Source organism: Microbacterium sp. A20, from assembly GCF_004794515.1.
Taxonomy (GTDB): Bacteria; Actinomycetota; Actinomycetes; order Actinomycetales; family Microbacteriaceae; genus Microbacterium.
In genome coordinates, this window is sequence record NZ_SSDF01000038.1 from 1 (window position 1) to 20,427 (window position 20,427).

A 20,427-nucleotide genomic window follows, 5' to 3' on the forward strand; every position below is an offset into this window, starting at 1 on the left:
AGCATCCTTCGAAGCGTGAGTTCTCCTTCATTTCGAGAGGGTGGGCGGGTGGAGCTGTGAGCGCAGGAGCGTCCGGAGCGCAGCGAGGTTCGCCACGCTGAAGAGGAGCCTGACGAGGAGCAGAGCGGCCCACAGGCCTACCGCGCTCGGGGCCGTGAACCTGCAGATGATCAGCGCGGCAGGCGCGAGCGCGAGATACGTGAGGATCAGTCCGAGCAATCCGGCTGTGGCGCCGAAGGTGACCTTCATGTAGGCGAACAGGGATCCGGAGAACGGCTCGAGCAGGAGTTGCAGGGCGATCAGCAGACCCAGTGCCGGATCACCCACCGGGCTCAGGCCGAACGCGGAGAGCAGGGTGAGCGACAGCGCGAGGGGGACGACGAAGATGCCGACGACGCCGTACGACGCCGCGCGGTACGCAGGCTCCCGACCGCCGTCCTGAAGCGTCATCCGCCCGGCGGTCTGGCCCACCATCTTCAGCGGGATGATGACGGTCCGGCACAGCGCGACACCGGCGGCGACCTGAGCTGCGACTTCGGCGGAGATGCTGGCCGCGACCAGCTGCGCGACCATGAACAGCACCATGAAGACGGCGCCGTCGAGGGAGTTCAGGACGCGATCCCCGATGCGGCGGGGCGAGAAGTCGGGGGCGAGGAGAACGCGGACCCGGATTCCGGCTCGGAGTAGTCGCCGCCGACGTTCCCAGAGCATGGCGATCACCATGAGCGAGGCGACGACCGATTGCAGGGCGATCGCGGCGAGCGGATCGGGGACCAGGATGACGATCGCGAGGCCGATCGCCAGGCCGATGAGCGTGCGCGTGAGCGTGATGACGAGGTTGTCCTTCTCGCGCCCGAGGTGTTGAAAGGCGGCGGCGAGCACACTGGTGTGTGACGACAGGGCGTTGGCGGGAAGCTGGAGGATCAACGCGATCCAGAGCGCCATCCCGAGAGACGATGTCGGCGCTGCGGAAAGGCTGAGCGTGACGGCGGTTGCGGCGCTCACCGCGATCACGATGAACGACACTGCCGACGCGAGTCGCAGATTCGTCGCTATCGCGGAGGTGATCAGGCCCTCGTCGGTGCGGGCGGCGGCCAGCTCGCGCAGAGTGCCGATCCCGACGCCGACGTTGATGAGGGTGCCGAGCCCGCTGATCGTCGCGGCCGTTCCGATGATCGCTGCGAAGTCGGCTCGACCGAGCGCGAGTGCTACCGCGATCAGGGCGAACGACGCCCCGAGGGGGATGACTTGGGCGAGCATCATGGGCGTCGCGTGCTTCAGAACCCGGGTGATATCGCGTCGGAACTCGTCGAAACTCACAGTCCACGAGGCTAATGGGCGTTCGTTCACGACGGCGGGGGTGCACGACGAGAGTGCCGGAGTATCGGTTTACGCCCGTCGACGACGACGTGATCGAGGCGGAACTGCTCGACGACTGAGTCGTCCCGCTGCGCCGCCGGGCACCCGACCGCCGCACGTTATGAAGGAGAACTCACGCTATGAAGGAGCGGATGCTGCACAGCATCCTTCGAAGCGTGAGTTCTCCTTCATTTCGGGAGATGGTCGCAAGGCGGCGCGCCGCGGCTACCGCAGGGGTGGGCGGTGCAGCCCGCCGAGAGCGTCCTTCTCGAGCTCCCGTCCGATCAGCGAGTGCCGCCGCGAGTATGCGAAGTAGATCACCAGGCCGAGCGCGAGCCAGATGGCGAAGCGCACCCAGGTCTCGGTGCTGAGGTTCAGCATCAGCCAGAAGCAGGCGAGCGCCGAGATCCACGGCAGCCACGGAGACAGCGGCACCGTGAACGGGCGCTCCAGGTCGGGTCGGCTCTTGCGGAGGATCGGCACACCGATGCTCACCAGCACGAAGGCCGACAGCGTCCCGATGTTGATCATGTCGCCCAGCACCTGCACATCCGTGAAGCCGGCGATGATCGCGATCACGACGCCCACGATGAGCTGGATGCGGATCGGGGTGCCGCGCTTCGCGTTCGTCACGCTCAGCGAGCGCGGCAGCAGGCCGTCACGGCTCATCGCGAACACGACGCGGGCGAGGCCCATCAGCAGCACCATCACCACGGTCGTGAGTCCCACGAGGCTGCCGATGGCGATCACCTGCGCCGCCCACGTCGCCCCGACGAGCTCGAACGCGCTCGCCAGGGAGGGCTCTTCGAGCTTCGCGAGCTCGGTGTACGAGACCATGCCGGTGATGACGATCGCGACCAGCACGTACAGGACGGTCACGATCACGAGGCCGAGCATGATGCCGCGCGGGACGGTGCGCTTGGGATCCTTGGTCTCCTCGGCGCTCGTGGCGACGACGTCGAAGCCGATGAACGCGAAGAACACCAGGGCCGCGCCGCTGAGGATGCCGAACACCCCGTAGATCGAGGGGTCGGAGCCGGTCATGAACGAGAAGAGGGACTGCGTCCAGACGCTTTCCGATGCCGCGCCCTCCTGCGCCGGCGGCACGAACGGGGAGTAGTTGGCGCCGTTGATGAAGAACAGTCCGACGACGATGACGAACAGCACGATCGCGACCTTGATCACCGTGAACACGCTGTTGACCCGACTGGACAGCTGCGTGCCGAGGGCGAGCAGCAGCGTGAAGATCGCGACGATCACGACGGGACCCCAGTCGAAGCTGAGCGGCCCGATCTGGAGGGTCATCGGGATCTCGAGGTCGAACAGGGACACCGCATCGCCCAGGTAGACGCCCCAGTACTTCGCGATCACGGCCGACGCCATGAGCATCTCGAGGATCAGGTCCCAGCCGATGATCCAGGCGAGGAACTCGCCGAGGGTCGAGTAGGTGAAGGTGTAGGCGGAACCCGCGACCGGGATTGAGGAGGCGAACTCCGCGTAGCAGAGGATCGCGAGCCCGCACACGGCCGCGGCGATGATGAACGAGACGATGACGGCCGGGCCGGCATGCCGCGCGGACGCCTCGGCACCGACCGAGAAGATGCCGGCACCGACGGCGACCGCGACGCCCATGACAGCGAGATCCCACACGCCCAGGGAGCGTTTCAGGGACCGTTTCTCGTCGTGCGTCTCTGCCATCGACTGTTCGACGGACTTGATCCTTCTCTGGATTGCCATGCCGACGATTGTAGATCGGAGCATCGCGCCGCACCCCTCACAAACGGCGCTCCAGCGTCTGCCCTCCGGCCCGAGGGTGTTCAGCCCTCGGAGGCTGCGGCCAGGGCTCGGCCGGTGAGCGACGCGGCGTCGCGCACGATCGCCGCCGGAGTGCCGGCGAAGATCAGCCGCCCGCCGTCCGAGCCGGCACCGGGGCCGATGTCGATGACATGATCCGCGCGCGCGACCACGCGCAGATTGTGCTCGACCACGACCAGCGTCGCGCCGTCGTCGAGCAGATCGTCGAAGAGGGTGTTGATCGTGTCGACGTCGGTCGGATGCAGGCCCGAGGTGGGTTCGTCGAGGATGATCCGGTCGGCGGGGTCGCGCCGCGGATCACTGAGATGCCGGGCGAGGAGCAGCCGCTGCTTCTCGCCGCCCGAGAGCGTGTCGAGCGACCGTCCCACCGGGATGTAGCTCAGACCGGTGCGCTGCACCCACTCCAGCGCCGAGACCACATCGGGGTGGGCGGAGAACAGCGCGCTGACCTCGGCGGGCGTCGAAGCCAGGACGTCGGCGATCGAGGCACCGTCGACCCGCACGCCGAGCGCCTTCGGGTTGAAGCGCAGGCCGCCGCAGGCATCACAGGGCAGCGAGACGTCGTCGAGGAACGCGAGCTCGGTCGTGATGTGCCCGCGCCCATGGCAGGTGGGGCAGGCTCCGCGCGAGTTGAAGCTGAACCACGACGGGTCGAGGCCCGACGCGGCGGCGAACACCTCGCGCACCGTGTCGGCGATGCGCAGGATGCTCAGCGTCGTCGACCGCGCTCCGCCGCGCAGCGGGTCTTGCCCGACGACCGTGAACTCGGGATGCTGGCGCGGCAGCTCGACCGTGGCGAAAGAGCTCTTTCCCGAACCCGCGACCCCCGTGATCGCGGTGAGCACGCCGAGGGGGACATCGACGTCGAACCCGCGCAGGTTGTGCGATCGCGCATCCTTCACGGTGATGCGACCCGAGGGTTCCCGTGCCGTCTCGCGGATCGTCAGCGGCTCGGCGAGCACTCGTCCCGTGAGAGTGTCGCTGCCGCGCAACGCCGCGGGCGTGCCCTCGAACTGCACTATGCCGCCCGCGGAACCCGCCCCGGGCCCGAGGTCGACCACGTGATCGGCGACCGCGATCACCTGCGGGTGGTGCTCGACGACGAGGATCGTGTTGCCCGCATCGCGCAGCCGCTGCAGCAGGGCGACGAGGCGCTGGATGTCGGCGGGGTGCAGCCCGGTGCTCGGCTCATCGAACACGTAGGTCACGTCGGTCAGGGCGCTGCCGAGGTGGCGCACGATCTTGACCCGCTGCGCCTCGCCGCCGGACAGGGTCGACGACTCGCGGTCGAGCGTGAGGTAGCCGAGGCCGACCGAGAGCAGGGCGTCGAGCACATGACGGATGCCCTCGACCGCCGGTGCCACCCGCGCATCGTCGAAGGCGTCGAGCAGTGTGTGCAGCTCGGCCACCGGCATCCGCATCCAGTCCACGATCGATCGCCCGTCGATGAGGCTCGCCCGCGCCGCCTCGTTCACTCGCGCGCCCCGGCAGTCCGGGCAGGTGTGATGGGTCACGAGCCGGTCGAGCTCTTCACGCACCTGGGGCGACATCTTCACCGGGCGCTGCTTCAGGAACACGTCGCGCATGCGGGTGATCACGCCGTCGAACCGGGCGCTCTGCGGGAACCGCGGGTCCGGGTCGTCGAGTTTGAGCTTGTCGGCGTAGAGGAACTGATCCATCTCCTCGGCCGTGTAGTCCTTGAGCGGCTTCTCGCGGTCGAACAGCCCGCAGTAGGCGAACCGCTTCCACCGATACACGCCAGGGCGGAACAGGCTGAACCGCACCGGCCCCTCGTCGATGTTCTTCTCGGGGTCGATCAGGGCGTCGATGTCGATGTCGTACACCGTGCCGAGTCCTTCGCAGGTCGGACACATACCGGAGGGATCGTTGAACGAGTAGGCGGGGGAGTAGCCGGCCGAAGGCTCGCCCACGCGCGAGAACACGAGGCGCACGAGAGAGGCCAGGTCTGTCGCGGTCGCCACCGTCGAGCGCGCGTTGCCCGTGAACCGACGCTGGTCGATCAGCACCGTGAAGGTCAGGCCGTCCATGGACTGCACGTCGGGCGCCGGCATCTGCGGCAGCCGTGCGCGGATGAACGTCGAATAGGAGTCGTTGACGAGCCGCTGCGCCTCGGCGGCGATCGTGTCGAGCACCAGCGACGACTTGCCCGATCCGGAGACGCCGGTGAAGACGGTGAGCAGCTTCTTGGGAACGTCGACCGAGACATCGCGGAGGTTGTTCGTCCGCGCGCCGGTGATGCGGAGAGTATCCATCCGGAAACGCTAACGGGGCCCCCGGACAATCCGGGGGCCCCGTCGACAGCGGAGGGTGGGCGCGGGTCAGGCGCTGAGGACGACCGTCTCGTCGATCGGGCGACGCACGCGCGGAGCGACCTCGCGCTCCTGCAGCACCTCGGGAAGCGCCTCGATGTCGCCGAACTCGCCGACGGCGAAGACCGTGGTGGGGACGAAGCGGGCTTCGAGGTCGGCGAACTCGCGGACGACCTCCGGGTCGAAGCCGCTCATCTGGTGCACGACGAGGCCGTCGTGGTGGGCCTGCACCGAGAAGTGCGCGACGGCCTGACCGAGGTCGTACAGGGCGTGGGTGATCGGCGTGCCGTCGGCCGTGGCCGTCTCGGCGATCGCGACCACGAGCACAGCGGCGTTGCCCGCCCATGCCTGGTTGAAGCCCATCAGGGCGTCTACGACCTGGGCGTGCAGGGCGGTGCCGCGGCGGGCGACGATGAAGCGCCACGGCTGGGTGTTGTTGGCGGACGGGCTCCAGCGGGCGGCCTCGAGAGCGGTGGCGAGCTTGGCCTCGTCGATCGAGTTCTGCGCGTCGAAGGCGCGGGGGCTCCAGCGGCCGGCGAGGACGTCGAGGACGGGGTGCTCGGTCGGGGCGGTGCGGTCGATGACGGGAGTGCTCACGGAAGTGCCTTTCAGAAGGAGTGGATCGGACTCCTTCGTCCGGGTACACGGGACAGAACAGATGCATGTGCATGCATATTCCCGAGTGGGTGCGTGTCTTCGTCAGGCGGGCAGGTTGTGCGAAGCGGCGTCCGCGAGCGCGTTGCGCACGGCGCGGATGGACGGGGCGGCGGCGGACACGCGCCGTGCCGAGGAGAAGATCTCGCGCCGCGGCTCGCGGGGGAGCGGCGCCAGATCCACGGTCGGGGTGTCGCCGGCCCACACGAGCTCGGGCAGCAGTCCGACCGCGAGCCCGGCGTGGATCAGCCGCACGTGCGCCGTGAGGTCGGCGATCTCGAACCGCACGTCGGGCTCGAACCCGGCCGTGCGACAGAGCTGCTCGGCCCAGGCGCGGGATGCCGTGCCCTCGGGCTCGAGGACCCACGGCTCCTCGCGGGTGGACCACAGAGCGGCGACGGCATCCGCGTGCGTGGGCGCTCCGGGATGCCGGGCGAGGGCGATCGCGTCGTGGGCGAGCATCACCCGGTCGAGGTCGGCGTGGATCGGGCGGGTCCGCCCCGGATACTGCTCGGCGAGGATCAGGTCGAAGTCGCGGCTGGACACCCCGACGAGCCCGGTCTCCGGGTCGCACTCGGTGACCTCGACCCGCAGGGCCGGATGCCTCTCCTTGAGGGACTCGAGCGCGCGCGGCAGCAGGGAGTGCGCGGTCGACTGGAACACGGCGATGCGCGCCGTGCCCGTCACCTCGGTGAGCGACTCCGCGACGGCGACCTCGGCGTGCTCCAGCTGATCGAGGATGCCGATGGCCTGGCTGACCAGCACATTCCCCTGCGGGGTGAACTGCACGCCGCGGCCGACTCGGCGCAGCAGCGGCACCCCCACATCGCGCTCCAGGGCGCTCAACTGCTGCGACACGGAGGCCTTGCTGTACGAGAGGGCGTCGGCGACGGCGGAGAGGGTTCCGCGGCGTGACAGCTCCACGAGCATCCGCAGGCGATTGACGTCGAGCACGGTCGCTCCATTCGTTCAGCTTGAGTGAACAGAATCCACGCAAATCGGTTGATAGACGGAGCCTACCGAGGGGAAGGACAATGATCCAGCCGCACACGAAACCCCGGTGTGCGCTCTCTTGGAAGGTCCCCCGATGCCTGTCGCCGCCGACACCACCATTCCCCGCACAGAAGACGTCGCCGCCCTCGTGCAGCGCTGGCTCGCCGAGAGTGAGACGCACCCCGTCGAACCGGCCGCCCAGCGCCTGTCCGAGGTGCTCAAAGACCCGAACGGACTCGCGTTCACGGTCGGTTTCGTCGACGGCGTCATGCGCCCCGAAGACCTGCGTGTCGCGGGTCGCAAGCTCGCCGAGATCTCGGAGATCACCCCGAGCCTGCTGCCCGGCTACCTCCGGGCCGCGATCAAGACCGGCGGCTTCTGGGCGCCGAAGCTGCCCGGCGTGGTCGTGCCGATCTCGCGCCGCGTGCTGCGCGCCATGGTCGGGCACCTCGTGCTCGACGCCACGCCCTCCAAGCTCGGCCCCGCGATCGCGAAGCTGCGCAAGAGCGGCAACCGCCTCAACCTCAACCTCCTCGGCGAGGCCGTGCTCGGCGAGCGCGAAGCCGGGCACCGCCTGCAGGGCACCCGCGACTTCCTCGCCCGCGACGACGTCGACTACGTGTCGATCAAGGTCTCCAGCGTCGTCAGCCAGCTGTCGATGTGGTCGTTCGACGAGGCCGTGGCCGATGTCGTCGAGAAGCTCACCCCGCTCTACGAGCTCGCCGCGAAGGCCGAAGCCAAGGGCAAGGCCAAGTTCATCAACCTCGACATGGAGGAGTACCGCGACCTCGACCTGACGATCGCGGCCTTCACCAGCATCCTCGACCAGCCGGGGCTCGAGAACCTCGAGGCCGGCATCGTGCTGCAGGCCTACCTGCCCGACGCGCTCGGCGCGATGCAGCACCTGCAGGAGTGGGCTGCCGCCCGCCGGGCGAAGGGTGGAGCGCCGATCAAGGTGCGTGTCGTCAAGGGTGCGAACCTCGCCATGGAAGAGGTCGACGCCGCGATCCACGGCTGGCCGCTCGCCACCTACGGCACCAAGCAGGACTCCGACACCAACTACAAGCGGGTGCTCGACTGGGCGATGACCCCGGAGCGTCTGGATGCCGTGCGCATCGGCGTCGCGGGCCACAACCTGTTCGACATCGCCTACACGTGGCTGCTCGCGCAGGCGCGCGGGGTGGCGCGCCCTTCGACAGGCTCAGGGACCCAGGGGGAGGCGGAGCCCCTCGTCGAGTACGAGATGCTGCTGGGCATGGCGACCGGCCAGGCCGAGGCCGTCCGCAAGGACGTCGGACGCCTGCTGCTCTACACGCCGGTCGTGAACCCGGCCGAGTTCGACGTCGCGATCGCGTACCTCGTGCGCCGCCTCGAAGAGAACGCCAGCCCGGAGAACTTCATGTCGGCCGTGTTCGAGCTCGCCTCGAACCCGACGCTGCTCACTCGCGAGCGGGAGCGCTTCGAGCGCTCGCTGGCCGCGCTGGAGACCGATGCTCCGGAGTACGTCCCGGCACCCCACCGTGTGCAGGACCGCACCGTGGAGGCTCCCGCAGGCACCACGAACGGATTCGAGAACCAGGCCGACACCGACCCCGCCATCGCCGCGAACCGGGCGTGGGGGCGCGATATCCTCGGCCGCTCGGTCGGATCGACGCTGGGCCTCGACACCATCGCGATCGCGAAGGTCGAGACGGATGCCGAGCTCGACGGCATCTTCACCGCCGCCAGCGCCGCTGCCGAGAAGTGGGCCGCCCTGCCCGCCGCCGACCGCGCCGCCGTGCTGCACCGCGCCGGCGACGAGCTCGCCGCGCGCCGCGGCCAGCTCATCGAGATCATGGCCCACGAGGCGGGCAAGACCATCGCCGAGGCCGACCCCGAGATCAGCGAAGCCATCGACTTCGCGCACTACTACGCCGAGCGCGCCAAGGACCTCGAGACCGTCTCGGGCGCCGAGTTCGTGCCGTCGAAGGTCACCGTGGTCACCCCGCCGTGGAACTTCCCGGTCGCGATCCCCGCGGGTGGAGTGCTGGCCGGTCTGGCCTCTGGGTCGGCCGTGATCATCAAGCCGGCCAAGCTCACCCAGCGCTGCGGTGCGGTGATGGTCGAAGCGCTGTGGGCCGCGGGTGTGCCGCGTGACCTGCTCGCGCTCGTCGACCTGGCTTCGCGCGACCTGGGCACGCGGCTCGTCGCCGGCCCTGCGGTGGACCGGGTGATCCTGACCGGGGCGTACGAGACGGCGCAGCTGTTCCGCTCGTTCCGCTCCGACCTGCCTCTCCTCGCGGAGACCAGCGGCAAGAACGCGATCATCGTCACTCCCTCCGCCGACCTCGACCTCGCGGCCGCCGACGTGGCCCGCAGTGCCTTCGGTCATGCGGGGCAGAAGTGCTCCGCGGCGTCGCTGGCGATCCTCGTGGGATCGGTCGCCGACTCGAAGCGGTTCGAGCGTCAGCTGGTGGATGCCGTGACTTCGATGCGCGTCGGGCTGCCCGACGACCCGGCCACGCAGATGGGTCCGATCATCGAGCCCGCGAACGGCAAGCTGCTCACGGCGCTGACGAAGCTGGAGAAGGGCGAGCGCTGGCTCGTCAAGCCGCGCAAGCTCGACGACGAGGGCAAGCAGTGGACGCCCGGCGTCAAGACCGGCGTGCGCGAGGGCTCGTACTTCCACCTGACCGAGTTCTTCGGCCCGGTGCTCGGCATCATGCACGCCAAGGACCTGGACGAGGCGCTGCGCCTGCAGAACGCGGTCGACTACGGCCTGACCGCGGGCATCCACTCGCTCGACTCCGACGAGGTCGCCACCTGGCTGGACCGCGTGGAGGCCGGCAACCTCTACGTGAACCGCGGCATCACCGGGGCGATCGTGCAGCGTCAGCCGTTCGGCGGCTGGAAGCGCTCGGCCGTCGGTGCGGGCGCGAAGGCCGGCGGACCGAACTACCTCTTCGGCCTCGGCGACTGGGCTCCGGCCGAGCTTCCGGCCGGAGCGCCGAGCGCGGCCGTCGTGCCGGTGGTCGGCGCGCTGCTGGATGCTGCCGCCTCCGAGGTCGACGCGGCCGAAGCTGAATGGCTGCACCGCGCCGCGGCATCCGACGAGCGCGCCTGGGTCGACGAGTTCGGTGCGGTCAGCGACAAGTCGGGCCTCGGAGTCGAGCGCAACCTGTTCCGCTACCGTCCGGTCGCGGTCGATGTGCGCATCGCCGAGAACGCGCCTCTGGCGGACGGCATCCGCGTGCTCGCGGCCGCCCTGCGCAGCGGCAGCCCGTTCACGGTGTCGGCGCCGGCGCTGCCCTCGCGCGTCGAGAAGGCGCTGCGGGCGCACGGGGTCACCGTGAAGCACGAGTCGGATGCGGCGTGGACCAAGCGCTACGCGAAGGCGGCGAACTCGTGGCACCGTGTGCGTCTCGTCGGCGGCGACGCCGCGGCACTGCACGAGGCGCTCGACGGGAGCCCCGACGTGGCGGTGTGGTCGCACGCCGTGACCGGTGCCGGCCGCGTCGAGATCCTGCCGTTCCTGCACGAGCAGGCCGTGTCGATCACGAACCACCGCTTCGGCAACCCGACCACTCTCGCCGACGGCGTGATCTGACCGGTACTTGTCCGCCGAGACCCGGTTGTCGCCGAAACCCCGAGTAACCACCGAAACCCCCTGCTGCAGACATCCGCAACAGGGGGTTTCGGCGTGAAGGCGGGGTCTCGGCGCGAGGGGCGAGACGCGAGACGCGGCGCGTCAGCCGCGCAGCGCCTCCTTGAGCTTGACCCGGGAGCCCATGCGCAGCAACGAGTTCTCGTAGATCTTCGCGCCGATGACGATCGCGGCCACGCAGCTCGCGAGCAGGATCACCAGGCTCAGCAGCGGCTCCCACCACTGCGCCTCGCCGACGAACAGGCGCATCGGCATTCCGACCGGGGCCGAGAACGGCACGTACGACATGATCGTCAGCACCAGCGGGTTGTCGTTGAAGACGATGACCAGGATGTACGGCGCCATGATCAGCATCGTGATCGGCGTGGTCGTCGAGCCGATGTCCTCCTGGCGCGACACCATCGAGGCGGCGGCCGCGAACATGGCCGCCAGCAGGATGAAGCCGAACAGGAAGAACACCGCGAACCAGATGATCGGCGCTCCGAGGGTCGTCAGCACCTCGCGTTGACCGGTGACGATCAGCCCGATCGTGGCCACCGCCGCGAGGGCGAGGATCTGCCCCATCGCGAGCACCGTGTTGCCGATGACCTTGCCGGCGAGGAGCGTGCGCGCCGGGATCGCCGACAGCAGCACCTCCACCACGCGCGTCTGCTTCTCCTCCACGACGCTCTGGGCGATCGTGCCGCCGAACGTCGCCGCGGCCATCATGAACACCAGGCCGAACGCGATCGCGATGAAGTAGCGCAGCAGCGGGTTGGTGGTCGCCGGTTCCAGGATGACGACCTCGGGAGAGATCGACAGCGCCGAGACGATCGAGCCCGGGGCATCCTGCAGGGCGATGATCGTGTAGCCCGAGGGACCATCGCCTTCCAGCACCGCGGCGTCGACCTTATCGTCGCGCACGAGCTCTTCTGCGGCGGCCTGGTCGGCCACTTCGGTGACTTCGACTCCGGGGATCGCCGACACGACGGATGCCGTCTCTGCCGTCGCGGCGATCGGCGTCGTGTCGGTGTTCTTGCTGGCGAAGCCGCCGAGGATGATGCCGGCGAGCGCGAGCACCAGGAGGATGCCGGTGGAGATCAGGAAGGCCTTGCTGCGGAGCTTCGATCCGATCTCGCGCTCGGCGACGAGCCAGATGCCGTTGCTGCTGCGGACGGGGGCGGGGGTGCTCACTGGATGACCTCCTTGAAGATCTGGGCGAGGGACGGATGCTTCGGCGCGAAGCTCGCGACGTCGCCGCGCTGCACGGCCGACTGGAGCACACGCTGGGCGGTCTCGGGGCCGTCCGCGTCGAACAGGGCGTAGCCGCCCTCGAAGTCGACGACCGTCACCCCCGGCTCGGTGCGCAGCCATCCCGCGTCGCCTGCGGAGACGAGCTCATAGCGGTCGCGGGCGTGCTCGGCGCGGAGCGCATCGCGGGAGCCTGAGGCGCGGATCGTGCCACCGGCGAGGATCACGAGGTCGTCGCACAGGCGCTCGACCACATCGAGCTGGTGGGAGGAGAACAGGATGGATGCGCCTTTCGCAGCGCTGGACTGCAGCACTCCGGCGACCACGTCGACCGCGAGCGGGTCGAGACCGGAGAACGGCTCGTCGAGGATGAGCACCTCGGGGTCGTGCACGAGCGAGGCGGCGATCTGCGCGCGCTGCTGGTTGCCGAGCGACAGCGACTCGATCGTGTCGTTCAACCGTTCGCCGAGGCCCAACTCGGTGAGGAGCTCCGTGGCCCGGTCGGTGGCCTCCTGTTTGCCGAAGCCGTGCAGCCGGGCGAGGTACACGATCTGCTCGAGCACCTTCATCTTCGGGTAGAGACCGCGCTCCTCGGGCATGTACCCGAAGCGGCGGCGGTCTTCGGCCGTGATCGGCGCGCCGTCGAGGTCGACCCGGCCGCCGTCCGAGGACAGCAGCCCCAGGACGATCCGCATGGTCGTGGTCTTGCCGGCGCCGTTGCCGCCGACGAACCCCGTCAGGCGGCCGGGAGCCACCGTGAAGGACACATCGTCGAGCACGCGCCGAGAGCCATAGCTCTTGGTGATGCCGGAGAGTTCGAGCATTCCTGTCGTCATACCCTCACGCTACGGAGCAGGGCGGCCCCGGGCATCCCCCCTGTGGCGGACTCCTTCCCGTCCGTCCCGCGGCTGACCCGCGTCGGCCCGCGTCGCCCGCCCCTTCCCCGCCCGACGGCGCCGAGTGCACGGGATGCTGCCGAGTGCACGGCATCTTCGCGTGGAGAAGCCGTGCGTTCGACGGGAAGCCGTGCGCTCGGCGACGGGGAGGGGGGAGGAGGAGGAGGGTCAGGGGCGGCGGGTGTGCAGGACCGTGCGGACGACGAGCCCGGCGACGAGTGCCCAGAACGCGGCACTGACCCCGAGCACCGAGATGCCGGATGCCGCGACCAGGAAGGTCACGACCGCGGGGATGCGCTCGCCCGGATCGTCGATGGCCTGCTGCACGGCAGACCCGAACGCGGCGAACAGCGCGAGACCGGCGACCGCGGGGATCACGGCGGCGGGCGCGAGCACCACGAGTGCGGCGAAGGCGGCGGAGAACGCGCCGAGCACGAGGTATGACACCCCGGTCGAGACGCCCGCCACCCACCGCCGCTTCGGGTCGGGGTCGGCGTCCGGTGATGCGGCCAGGGCGGCGCTGATCGCGGCGAGGTTGATGGCATGGCCTCCGGCCGTCGCACCGAGAGCAGTGCCGACACCCGTCACCAGCATGGCCGGACGCCACGGCACCTCGTACCCGAAACTGCGCATGATCGCGATGCCCGGCACGTTCTGCGAGGCCATCGTCACGATGAACAGCGGCAGCGCGAGGCCGACCAGCGCCCCCACCGTGAACGTCGGAGCGGTGAACTCGAGTCGGGGCACGAGCATGGCGGGGTCGAACGGAGCCCCTTCGCCGATGAGGGAGACCGCCACGACCACGGCGGCCGCGACGAACGCGAGGGGAACCGCCCACCGCGGCGCGAGGCGCGCGAACACCAGCCAGGTGAGCACGACCGGCACCACGCCCCACGGATTCTCGACGATGCCCGTGATCGGCGCCAGACACAGCGGCAGCAGCACACCGGCGAGCATCGCCTGCGCGATCGATGGCGGGATGCGGGCGATCAGGGCGCCGAGCGCGGGCCAGAGCGCCGTGAGCAGGATCAGTGCGGCGGTGACGAGGAACGCCCCGACCGCCGCCGGCCACCCTCCCTCGACGGTCCCGGTCGCGACGAGGAGGGCGGCGCCGGGGGTCGACCACGCGACGGTGATCGGCATCCGGTACCGCCAGGCGAGCACGACGCACGCCAGGCCCATGGTGAGGCTGGCCGCGAGGAGCCCGCTGGCCGCCTGCGCCGCATCCGCCCCGACCGCATCGAGCCCGGTCAGCACGACCGCGAATGAGCTCGTGAATCCGACCAGCGCCGTCACCACCCCCGCCAGGATCGGGCGCGACAGGGAGGGCGATTCGGGCATGGCTCCGAGGCTATCGCGCAGGCGCGTCGGGGCGCCTACGCGAGACCCATGCGGTGTGCGAGCACCACGGCCTGCACGCGATCGCGGGCGCCGAGCTTCTGCAGGATGCGGGAGACGTGCGTCTTGACCGTGGCCTCGCCGATGAACAGCGCCCGCGCGATCTCGGCATTGCTGCGCGCATCGGCGAGCAGCGTCAACACCTCGGCCTCGCGGTCGGTGAGCGGCTCGGCGAGGGTGACCCTCAGGATCGCGGCGCTCTCGATCGAGACGGCCGCCGGTGCCGGTGAGGGTGGCGGCGCGGGGGTCGCGGCGAACCGTGCGAGCACCCGGCGGGTCACCTCGGGCGCGAGCATCCCGTCGCCGGCGGCCAGAGCGCGCACTGCGGCGATCAGGTCCTCGGCACCCGCGTTCTTGAGCAGGAAGCCACTGGCTCCCGCATCCAGCGCCTGGTATAGGTAGTCGTCCCTGTCGAAGGTCGTGACGATCGCGATGGCGGCCCCGACCGCGGGGTCGGCGACGATGCGACGGGTCGCCTCGATGCCGTCCATGTCGGGCATCTGCACGTCCATTGTGATCACGTCGGGACGCAGAGCGGATGCCTGCGCCACGGCCTCTGCCCCCGACGAAGCCTCGCCGACCACCGTGATGTCGGGCTGGGTGTCGAGGATGGTGCGGAAGCCGGCGCGCAGCAACGCGTGGTCGTCGACCAGCAGCACGCGGATCGGGTCGCTCATCGCACGCTCGATCCGGTCGCCGTGGGCAGCGGCACTCGGGCGCGCACCCGCATCCCGCCGAGCGGCCGCGGCGCGACCTCGAGCGTGCCCCCGGATGCGGCGGCCCGCTCCCGCATGCCCAGCTGGCCGAGCCCCGGACGTAAGTGGGTGACCGCTCGTCCGGTGTTCACGATCTCGACCTCCACACCGTCGTCCTCGTAGCGCACGCGGACGTCGGCGGTGGCCCCGCTGCCGGCGTGACGACGGGCGTTCGTCAGCGACTCCTGGGCGATCCGGTACAGGTTCACGGCGACGAGCGACGGCACCGGCACCGGCTCCCCGATCACCGCGTACTCGGTCGGCAGCCCGGCCTCGGTGGATGCCTCGACGAGCTCGGCGATGTCGTCCAGCGCGAGGGTGGACGCCGCATCCGTCGTCTCGCCGCCGGGCGTGCGCAGGGTCTCCAGCAGCTGACGCAGTTCGTGGATCGCGTCGCGCGCCGAATCCTCGATGCCGGTGAGGATGCGCGCCGACTGCGCGGGATCGCGTTCGAGCACCAGACGCGCGGCGCCCGCCTGCACCCCCATGACCGAGACGTGATGCGCGACGACGTCATGCAGCTCGCGCGCGATGCGCACCCGGTCGAGAGCGACGGCCTGGGCCGCGGTGACCTCGCGCTCACGCTCGAGCTCGGTCGTGCGCTGCTCGAGCACGGCCAGCTGCTCGGCCGCCGCCCAGGAGCGCTCGCCGAAGTAGTACGCGCCGCCGAAGTACAACACGTTCAGCAGCAGCTGGATGAGCATGAAGGCCACGTAGGGCGACATGGCGCCGGCGGCGACGTCGGCCTTGTCCGCCTCGCTGATCGCGTCGCGGTACATCGTGATGATCAGCCACACGAACATGCCGACGATGATCCCGACCCGCACGAGCATCGCGCGACGCCGGTCGTTCATCCAGGCGCCCACCGTGTATAGCGTGAGGAACATCACGATGTTGCCGACGTAGATCTCCGGAACGCGGATCGTGACGGCCGTGAAGTAGGCCACGGCCACGATCACGGCGGCCGTGCCCGGCCAGCGGCGGCGGAATGCCAGGGGAGCGGTGGCGACGACGGCGTACACCAGGGCCCACCACAGCGGGGCTTGCTCGTCACCGTAGATCTCGGCGATCGAGGACAGTCCTGCGCTCAGCACCGCGCCGACGAACATGACGGCGGCGAGGATGACATCGGATCGTCGTTGTCGCTCGGTCGGCGTGCGGGTGAACGCAGTGGCAGGCATCCCTCCACCGTAGGGCGACGGCTGAATCGTGGCATCCCCCGCGCGGTGGATCGGAGGGCTCGGCAGGCGCACAACTTGCTATTGACAAGCATGGTTGTTATTTGCAAGTATCGTCGTCATCACCTCGACAAAGGAGTCATCATGACCAAGGTCTTCGTCAACCTGCCCACCAGCGATCTCGAGCGCGCGAAAGCGTTCTACACGGCGCTCGGCTGTCAGATCAGCCCGCAGTTCACCGACGAGAACGCGGCTTGCATCGTGTGGAGCGAGGACATCTACTTCATGGTCCTCAAGCGCGAGTTCTTCGCCACCTTCACCGACAAGCCCATCGCCGACCCGAACGAGGTCGCCCAGGTGTCGGTCGCGTTCAGCCAGGATTCGCGCGAAGAGGTCGACGCGATCCTCGCGAAGGGCCTGGCCGCCGGCGGCGTCGAGCCGAAGCCCGTGCAGGACTACGGCTTCATGTACTCGCGCGACCTCGATGACCCCGACGGCAACTCCCTCGGCTTCCTCTACATGACCCCCGAGGCGGTCGAGAACGGTCCGGATCACGTGGCCGACCACGCGGCCTCGGCCTGACATGGCGGCGCGCAGCTATGGCCAGTACTGCGGTGTGACGACGGCCGTCGAGCTGATCGGCGAACGGTGGAGTCTTCTCATCGTCCGCGATCTGCTCGTCGGGCCGCGGCGATACACCGACCTCAAGCAGGGCCTGCCGCGCATTCCCACCAACATCCTCTCCACGCGTCTGAAGGAGCTGCAGGAGGGCGGGGTGGTCCGCCGCGTGCCCCTGCTGAACTGCGGCCTCGTCTACGAGCTGACCCCCTACGGCCGATCGTTCGAGCCGATCATGCTCGCGCTCGGCCGGTGGGGCTTCCAGGCGATGGGCGACCCCGAGGAGGGCGACGTGGTCACCCCGGACTCGCTCACCATGGCATTGCGCACGGCGTTCCAGGCGGATGCGGCGACGGATGCCGAGTACGAGCTGCACGTCGGCGACGTCGCCCTGCGTGCCTCGGTGCGTGACGGCGAACTCCGGGTCGCGCAGCTCGCGCCCCCGGCGCCACCCGTCGGCGGACGGCTGCCCGAGGGGGAGCCGGACGCGGTGATCGTCGCTGGTCCCGGCATCCGGCGACTGATCGGCGGGGAGATCACGCCGGACGAGGCGCTCGCGCAGGACATCGTCGCGGTCGTCCGCGGCGAGGAGTCGCGGCTGGATGGATTCGCGGCCACCTTCCACATCGCACGGATGACAGTAGGGAGCATGACATGAGCACTGATGACCTGCAGGATGCGGCAGAGGGGCGCATCCTGATCGACCTCTTCATGACCCTCGACGGCGTCGCGCAGGGGCCGGGCGGAGTGGGCGAAGACACGTCCGGCGGATTCCGCTTCAGCGGCTGGCAGGCGGGGTACCCCTCGCCCGGAATGGGGGAGGAGGTCGACAACGGGATGCGGGGCCTCGACGCCCTGCTGCTCGGCCGTCGCACCTACGACATCTTCGCCTCATATTGGCCGCACCACACCGATGGTCCCGACGGCCATATCGGCCGGTTGTTCGACCGCGTCCCGAAGTACGTGGCGACGAGGGATGCAGATCTCGCGCTCGACTGGCAGGGCAGCACCCGGGTCGGGGATGACCTCGCCGCCGAGGTCGCCGCGATGCGGACGGCACACCGCGAGGTGCACGTGATCGGCAGCATCGACTTCGTGCACACCCTTCTCGCCGAGGGCCTCTTCGACGAGCTGAACCTCTGGGTCTATCCGATCCTGCTCGGCGCGGGCAAGAAGGTCTTCGACGACGGGGCACTGCCGTCGGTGCTGCGCCTGTTGCGGCCGCCGGCCACAGACGAGGCCGGCGTGACGTTCCTCCACTACGGGCGCACCGATCGCGTGCCGGAGGTCGGGACATTCGGGTGAGCGCACGGAGGGGTTGATCGAGTAAATCGACTATTCCCTTTCCACGCTGCTACCCCCTAGATTCGAGCTGGACGTTGCCGCATGATCGGCACGGAATTCGAGGCCGCCGCGGCAGCGCGATCGTTGCGCGGGCGGACTCCTTCACGGGGTGGGACGATGACGCGACGACGCGCGACGATCAAGGCTGTACTCGGCGGAATGGCGGCGCTCACGCTCGCCTGGGGCGGTGCGACCGCGGCGGTCGCGGCAGAACCGACCGCCGCCATCACGGGCACGGTGGTCACCTCCGCCGACGGAGCGCCCGTACCGTTCATCTCGGTCCACGCCAGCAACGAAGACTTCACGGAGTCCGGATTCGCGGTGACCGACGAGAACGGCGAGTACCGGATGGAAGGCCTGCCGGCGGGCGAGTACACCGTGCGGTTCGAGACCGACGGGACCGATCTCGTCTCCGAGTACTGGAACGACGCCGCCGACCGGGAGAGCGCGCAGCGGGTCACCCTCACCGAGAGTGAGGGTGTCGAGGGTATCGACGCGGCGCTCGACCTGGGCGGCTCGATCTCCGGTCGCGTGATGCGGCAGAGCGACGGCGAACCGCTCGAGAGCGTCACGGTGCGGGCCAGCACACCGGACGGTTCGAGCACCGCGTCGGTCGCGACTGACAGCGACGGTGTCTACCGGATTCCGGGTCTGCGCGGCGGCGACTACATCGTGAGTTTCGCTCCGGACGACGCGACCTTCTCGAACGAGTACTGGGACGACGCGTACGACGTCAGCATGGCGGCGCCCGTGACGGTGGCATCGGGTGAGGAGAGCGCGGCGATCGATGCGTTCCTCGCCGAAGCGGGCACGATCAGCGGAGAGGTGGTTCTCGCGGTGGACGGTTCGCCGGTGCCGGGATGGGTGCAGGCTCACGACCCCCGCACGTCCACCACAGTGCAGGCGGACATCGCACCGAACGGCAGCTACGTACTCACCGTACCTCCGGGAAAGTATGAGGTGGTGTTCACCCCCAGTGGCGGTCGAGGTATCGCCGAGTACTGGGACGATGCGCTTCGCGTGGAGGATGCCACTGCGGTCGACGTCGCGCAGGGGCAGATCGTTACCGGGGTCGATGGCGTGCTCGACTCCTACGGCGTGATCTCCGGTGTGGTCGAGACGGCGGGGACTCCATCGGGTGATGCCCTCGTCGAGGCTTTCCAGGGCGGCAAGCCGGCAGGAATGGCTTACACCCGGCCGGACGGCTCGTATGAGATCTCCCTCCCGGTCGGTTCCTACACGCTCCGCGCGCGGGCTCAGGTCTACGACCCGATCTATGCACCGCAGTACTTCGACGGTGTCGCGCTGGCTTCGCAGGCCACGCCGATCACTCTCACCACATCCTCTGATCGAGCCGGAGTCGATTTCGATCTCGCGCTCGGTGGCAACATCGCCGGCACCATCTCGACTGCGGACGGGTCTGCATTCTCTGATGCGCGGGTCACCGTGCTGCTTCAGCGCGCCGGGACGTGGCACGAGGTCGCCTCTGTCGACAGCTCCGGCGCCTACACCTTCCGTGAGGGGCCGGATGGTTCGGCTCCCGGGGGTTCGCTGCCCGCGGGAACGTACACGGTGCGTGTCGAGGCCGCCGGTTACTGCACCCAGTACTACGGTGGCGTCTCCGCCCTCGGCGATGCCGAGACGTTCACGCTCCGTGCCGGCGAAACCGCAGGCGGCATCGATTTGGACATTGCTGAGGAGTGCGCGGAGCCACAACCGACGCCCACGCTGTCCCTGTCCACGGGATCGATCCGCGCGGGCAAGGACATCACGGTCTCGGGCACCGGGTTCACGCCGGGCGCGACCATCGCCTTCGAGCTGCGTTCCGACCCGATCGCGCTCGGAGTGCTGACGGCCGACGCTGACGGCGTGCTCCAGGGGACGCTGCGTATTCCGGCGACTGCGCCTGTCGGCGCGCACACCTTGGTCGCGCTGTCGGGCTCCACTGTGGTCGCCAGCGCTGCGCTGACCGTGACCGCGGCTGCGGGCCCAGGCACCGGAAGCGGCGGTCAGACCGGCGGCGCCGCAGCTCCGGGCGACGGGCTGGCGAACACCGGAGCAGAGACCCCGACCGCGGTCATCGCGATCGGTTTCCTCCTGGCCGTGATGGGTGGACTGCTCGTGCATCGACGCCGCGCGGAGAGCTGAGGCGAAGGCGTCAGCCGAGCAGTCGCTCGATCACCTGCGCGACGCCGTCGTCATCGTTCGAGGCGG

The 20,427-nt window shown here is 69.4% G+C and carries 15 protein-coding genes; 5 read left to right on the forward strand and 10 right to left on the reverse strand.

Annotated elements, in window-relative coordinates; all coding sequences use genetic code 11:
- Nucleotides 1-27: 27 nt before the first annotated feature.
- The 5 genes from DW298_RS02190 to DW298_RS02210 form a co-directional block, all read right to left on the reverse strand.
- Nucleotides 28-1,263, reverse strand: a complete 1,236-nt coding sequence (locus tag DW298_RS02190; RefSeq protein WP_136040878.1) for a hypothetical protein — start codon at nucleotides 1,261-1,263, stop codon at nucleotides 28-30.
- A gap of 321 nt (nucleotides 1,264-1,584) precedes the next feature.
- Nucleotides 1,585-3,096, reverse strand: coding sequence for an amino acid permease (locus DW298_RS02195; protein ID WP_136040879.1), 1,512 nt, complete (start codon nucleotides 3,094-3,096; stop codon nucleotides 1,585-1,587).
- 80 nt (nucleotides 3,097-3,176) lie between these two features.
- Nucleotides 3,177-5,447, reverse strand: a complete 2,271-nt coding sequence (locus tag DW298_RS02200) for an excinuclease ABC subunit UvrA (protein ID WP_205820225.1) — start codon at nucleotides 5,445-5,447, stop codon at nucleotides 3,177-3,179.
- A gap of 66 nt (nucleotides 5,448-5,513) precedes the next feature.
- Nucleotides 5,514-6,101: a nitroreductase family protein gene (locus DW298_RS02205; RefSeq protein WP_136040880.1), complete on the reverse strand. Its 588-nt coding sequence runs from the start codon at nucleotides 6,099-6,101 to the stop codon at nucleotides 5,514-5,516.
- Between the two features lie 102 nt (nucleotides 6,102-6,203).
- Nucleotides 6,204-7,112 (reverse strand): LysR substrate-binding domain-containing protein, encoded by a 909-nt coding sequence (locus DW298_RS02210; RefSeq protein ID WP_136040881.1) that lies wholly within the window; start codon nucleotides 7,110-7,112, stop codon nucleotides 6,204-6,206.
- Between the two features lie 133 nt (nucleotides 7,113-7,245).
- Between DW298_RS02210 and DW298_RS02215 the strand changes: the two genes are divergently transcribed.
- Nucleotides 7,246-10,737, forward strand: coding sequence for a bifunctional proline dehydrogenase/L-glutamate gamma-semialdehyde dehydrogenase (locus DW298_RS02215; RefSeq protein WP_136040882.1), 3,492 nt, complete (start codon nucleotides 7,246-7,248; stop codon nucleotides 10,735-10,737).
- A gap of 141 nt (nucleotides 10,738-10,878) precedes the next feature.
- Here the strand turns inward: DW298_RS02215 and DW298_RS02220 are convergent, their stop codons facing one another.
- From DW298_RS02220 to DW298_RS02240, 5 genes are all read right to left on the reverse strand, one after another.
- Nucleotides 10,879-11,967: an ABC transporter permease gene (locus tag DW298_RS02220; RefSeq protein WP_136040883.1), complete on the reverse strand. Its 1,089-nt coding sequence runs from the start codon at nucleotides 11,965-11,967 to the stop codon at nucleotides 10,879-10,881.
- Nucleotides 11,964-12,848 (reverse strand): ATP-binding cassette domain-containing protein, encoded by an 885-nt coding sequence (locus tag DW298_RS02225; RefSeq protein WP_136040891.1) that lies wholly within the window; start codon nucleotides 12,846-12,848, stop codon nucleotides 11,964-11,966. Before DW298_RS02225 ends, DW298_RS02220 begins: the two co-directional genes overlap by 4 nt.
- Before the next feature lie 240 nt (nucleotides 12,849-13,088).
- On the reverse strand, nucleotides 13,089-14,261 hold the full coding sequence (locus DW298_RS02230; RefSeq protein ID WP_136040884.1) for a benzoate/H(+) symporter BenE family transporter: 1,173 nt from the start codon (nucleotides 14,259-14,261) through the stop codon (nucleotides 13,089-13,091).
- Between the two features lie 35 nt (nucleotides 14,262-14,296).
- Nucleotides 14,297-14,995, reverse strand: coding sequence for a response regulator transcription factor (locus DW298_RS02235; protein ID WP_136040885.1), 699 nt, complete (start codon nucleotides 14,993-14,995; stop codon nucleotides 14,297-14,299).
- Nucleotides 14,992-16,254, reverse strand: coding sequence for a sensor histidine kinase (locus DW298_RS02240; RefSeq protein ID WP_136040886.1), 1,263 nt, complete (start codon nucleotides 16,252-16,254; stop codon nucleotides 14,992-14,994). Before DW298_RS02240 ends, DW298_RS02235 begins: the two co-directional genes overlap by 4 nt.
- Nucleotides 16,255-16,395: 141 nt before the next feature.
- Between DW298_RS02240 and DW298_RS02245 the strand changes: the two genes are divergently transcribed.
- The 4 genes from DW298_RS02245 to DW298_RS02260 all read left to right on the forward strand — a co-directional run bounded on the left by DW298_RS02245 (nucleotide 16,396) and on the right by DW298_RS02260 (nucleotide 20,361).
- On the forward strand, nucleotides 16,396-16,833 hold the full coding sequence (locus DW298_RS02245; protein ID WP_205820227.1) for a VOC family protein: 438 nt from the start codon (nucleotides 16,396-16,398) through the stop codon (nucleotides 16,831-16,833).
- A 1-nt stretch (nucleotide 16,834) separates the two neighbouring features.
- Nucleotides 16,835-17,527, forward strand: a complete 693-nt coding sequence (locus tag DW298_RS02250; protein WP_136040887.1) for a helix-turn-helix domain-containing protein — start codon at nucleotides 16,835-16,837, stop codon at nucleotides 17,525-17,527.
- Nucleotides 17,524-18,174, forward strand: coding sequence for a dihydrofolate reductase family protein (locus DW298_RS02255; RefSeq protein WP_136040888.1), 651 nt, complete (start codon nucleotides 17,524-17,526; stop codon nucleotides 18,172-18,174). Before DW298_RS02250 ends, DW298_RS02255 begins: the two co-directional genes overlap by 4 nt.
- 156 nt (nucleotides 18,175-18,330) lie before the next feature.
- Complete coding sequence (locus tag DW298_RS02260) at nucleotides 18,331-20,361, forward strand: carboxypeptidase regulatory-like domain-containing protein (protein WP_168429448.1); 2,031 nt, start codon at nucleotides 18,331-18,333, stop codon at nucleotides 20,359-20,361.
- Nucleotides 20,362-20,427: the final 66 nt, after the last annotated feature.

Bases quoted from the DNA above. Each gene is read 5' to 3' on its own strand.
- DW298_RS02230 (WP_136040884.1), bottom strand. From the start codon at position 14,261: ATGCCCGAATCGCCCTCCCTGTCGCGCCCGATCCTGGCGGGGGTGGTG.
- DW298_RS02260 (WP_168429448.1), top strand. From the start codon at position 18,331: ATGACGCGACGACGCGCGACGATCAAGGCTGTACTCGGCGGAATGGCG.
- DW298_RS02245 (WP_205820227.1), top strand. From the start codon at position 16,396: ATGACCAAGGTCTTCGTCAACCTGCCCACCAGCGATCTCGAGCGCGCG.
- DW298_RS02225 (WP_136040891.1), bottom strand. From the start codon at position 12,848: ATGCTCGAACTCTCCGGCATCACCAAGAGCTATGGCTCTCGGCGCGTG.
- DW298_RS02240 (WP_136040886.1), bottom strand. From the start codon at position 16,254: ATGCCTGCCACTGCGTTCACCCGCACGCCGACCGAGCGACAACGACGA.
- DW298_RS02215 (WP_136040882.1), top strand. From the start codon at position 7,246: ATGCCTGTCGCCGCCGACACCACCATTCCCCGCACAGAAGACGTCGCC.
- DW298_RS02250 (WP_136040887.1), top strand. From the start codon at position 16,835: ATGGCGGCGCGCAGCTATGGCCAGTACTGCGGTGTGACGACGGCCGTC.
- DW298_RS02235 (WP_136040885.1), bottom strand. From the start codon at position 14,995: ATGAGCGACCCGATCCGCGTGCTGCTGGTCGACGACCACGCGTTGCTG.
- DW298_RS02255 (WP_136040888.1), top strand. From the start codon at position 17,524: ATGAGCACTGATGACCTGCAGGATGCGGCAGAGGGGCGCATCCTGATC.
- DW298_RS02195 (WP_136040879.1), bottom strand. From the start codon at position 3,096: ATGGCAATCCAGAGAAGGATCAAGTCCGTCGAACAGTCGATGGCAGAG.
- DW298_RS02190 (WP_136040878.1), bottom strand. From the start codon at position 1,263: ATGATGCTCGCCCAAGTCATCCCCCTCGGGGCGTCGTTCGCCCTGATC.
- DW298_RS02200 (WP_205820225.1), bottom strand. From the start codon at position 5,447: ATGGATACTCTCCGCATCACCGGCGCGCGGACGAACAACCTCCGCGAT.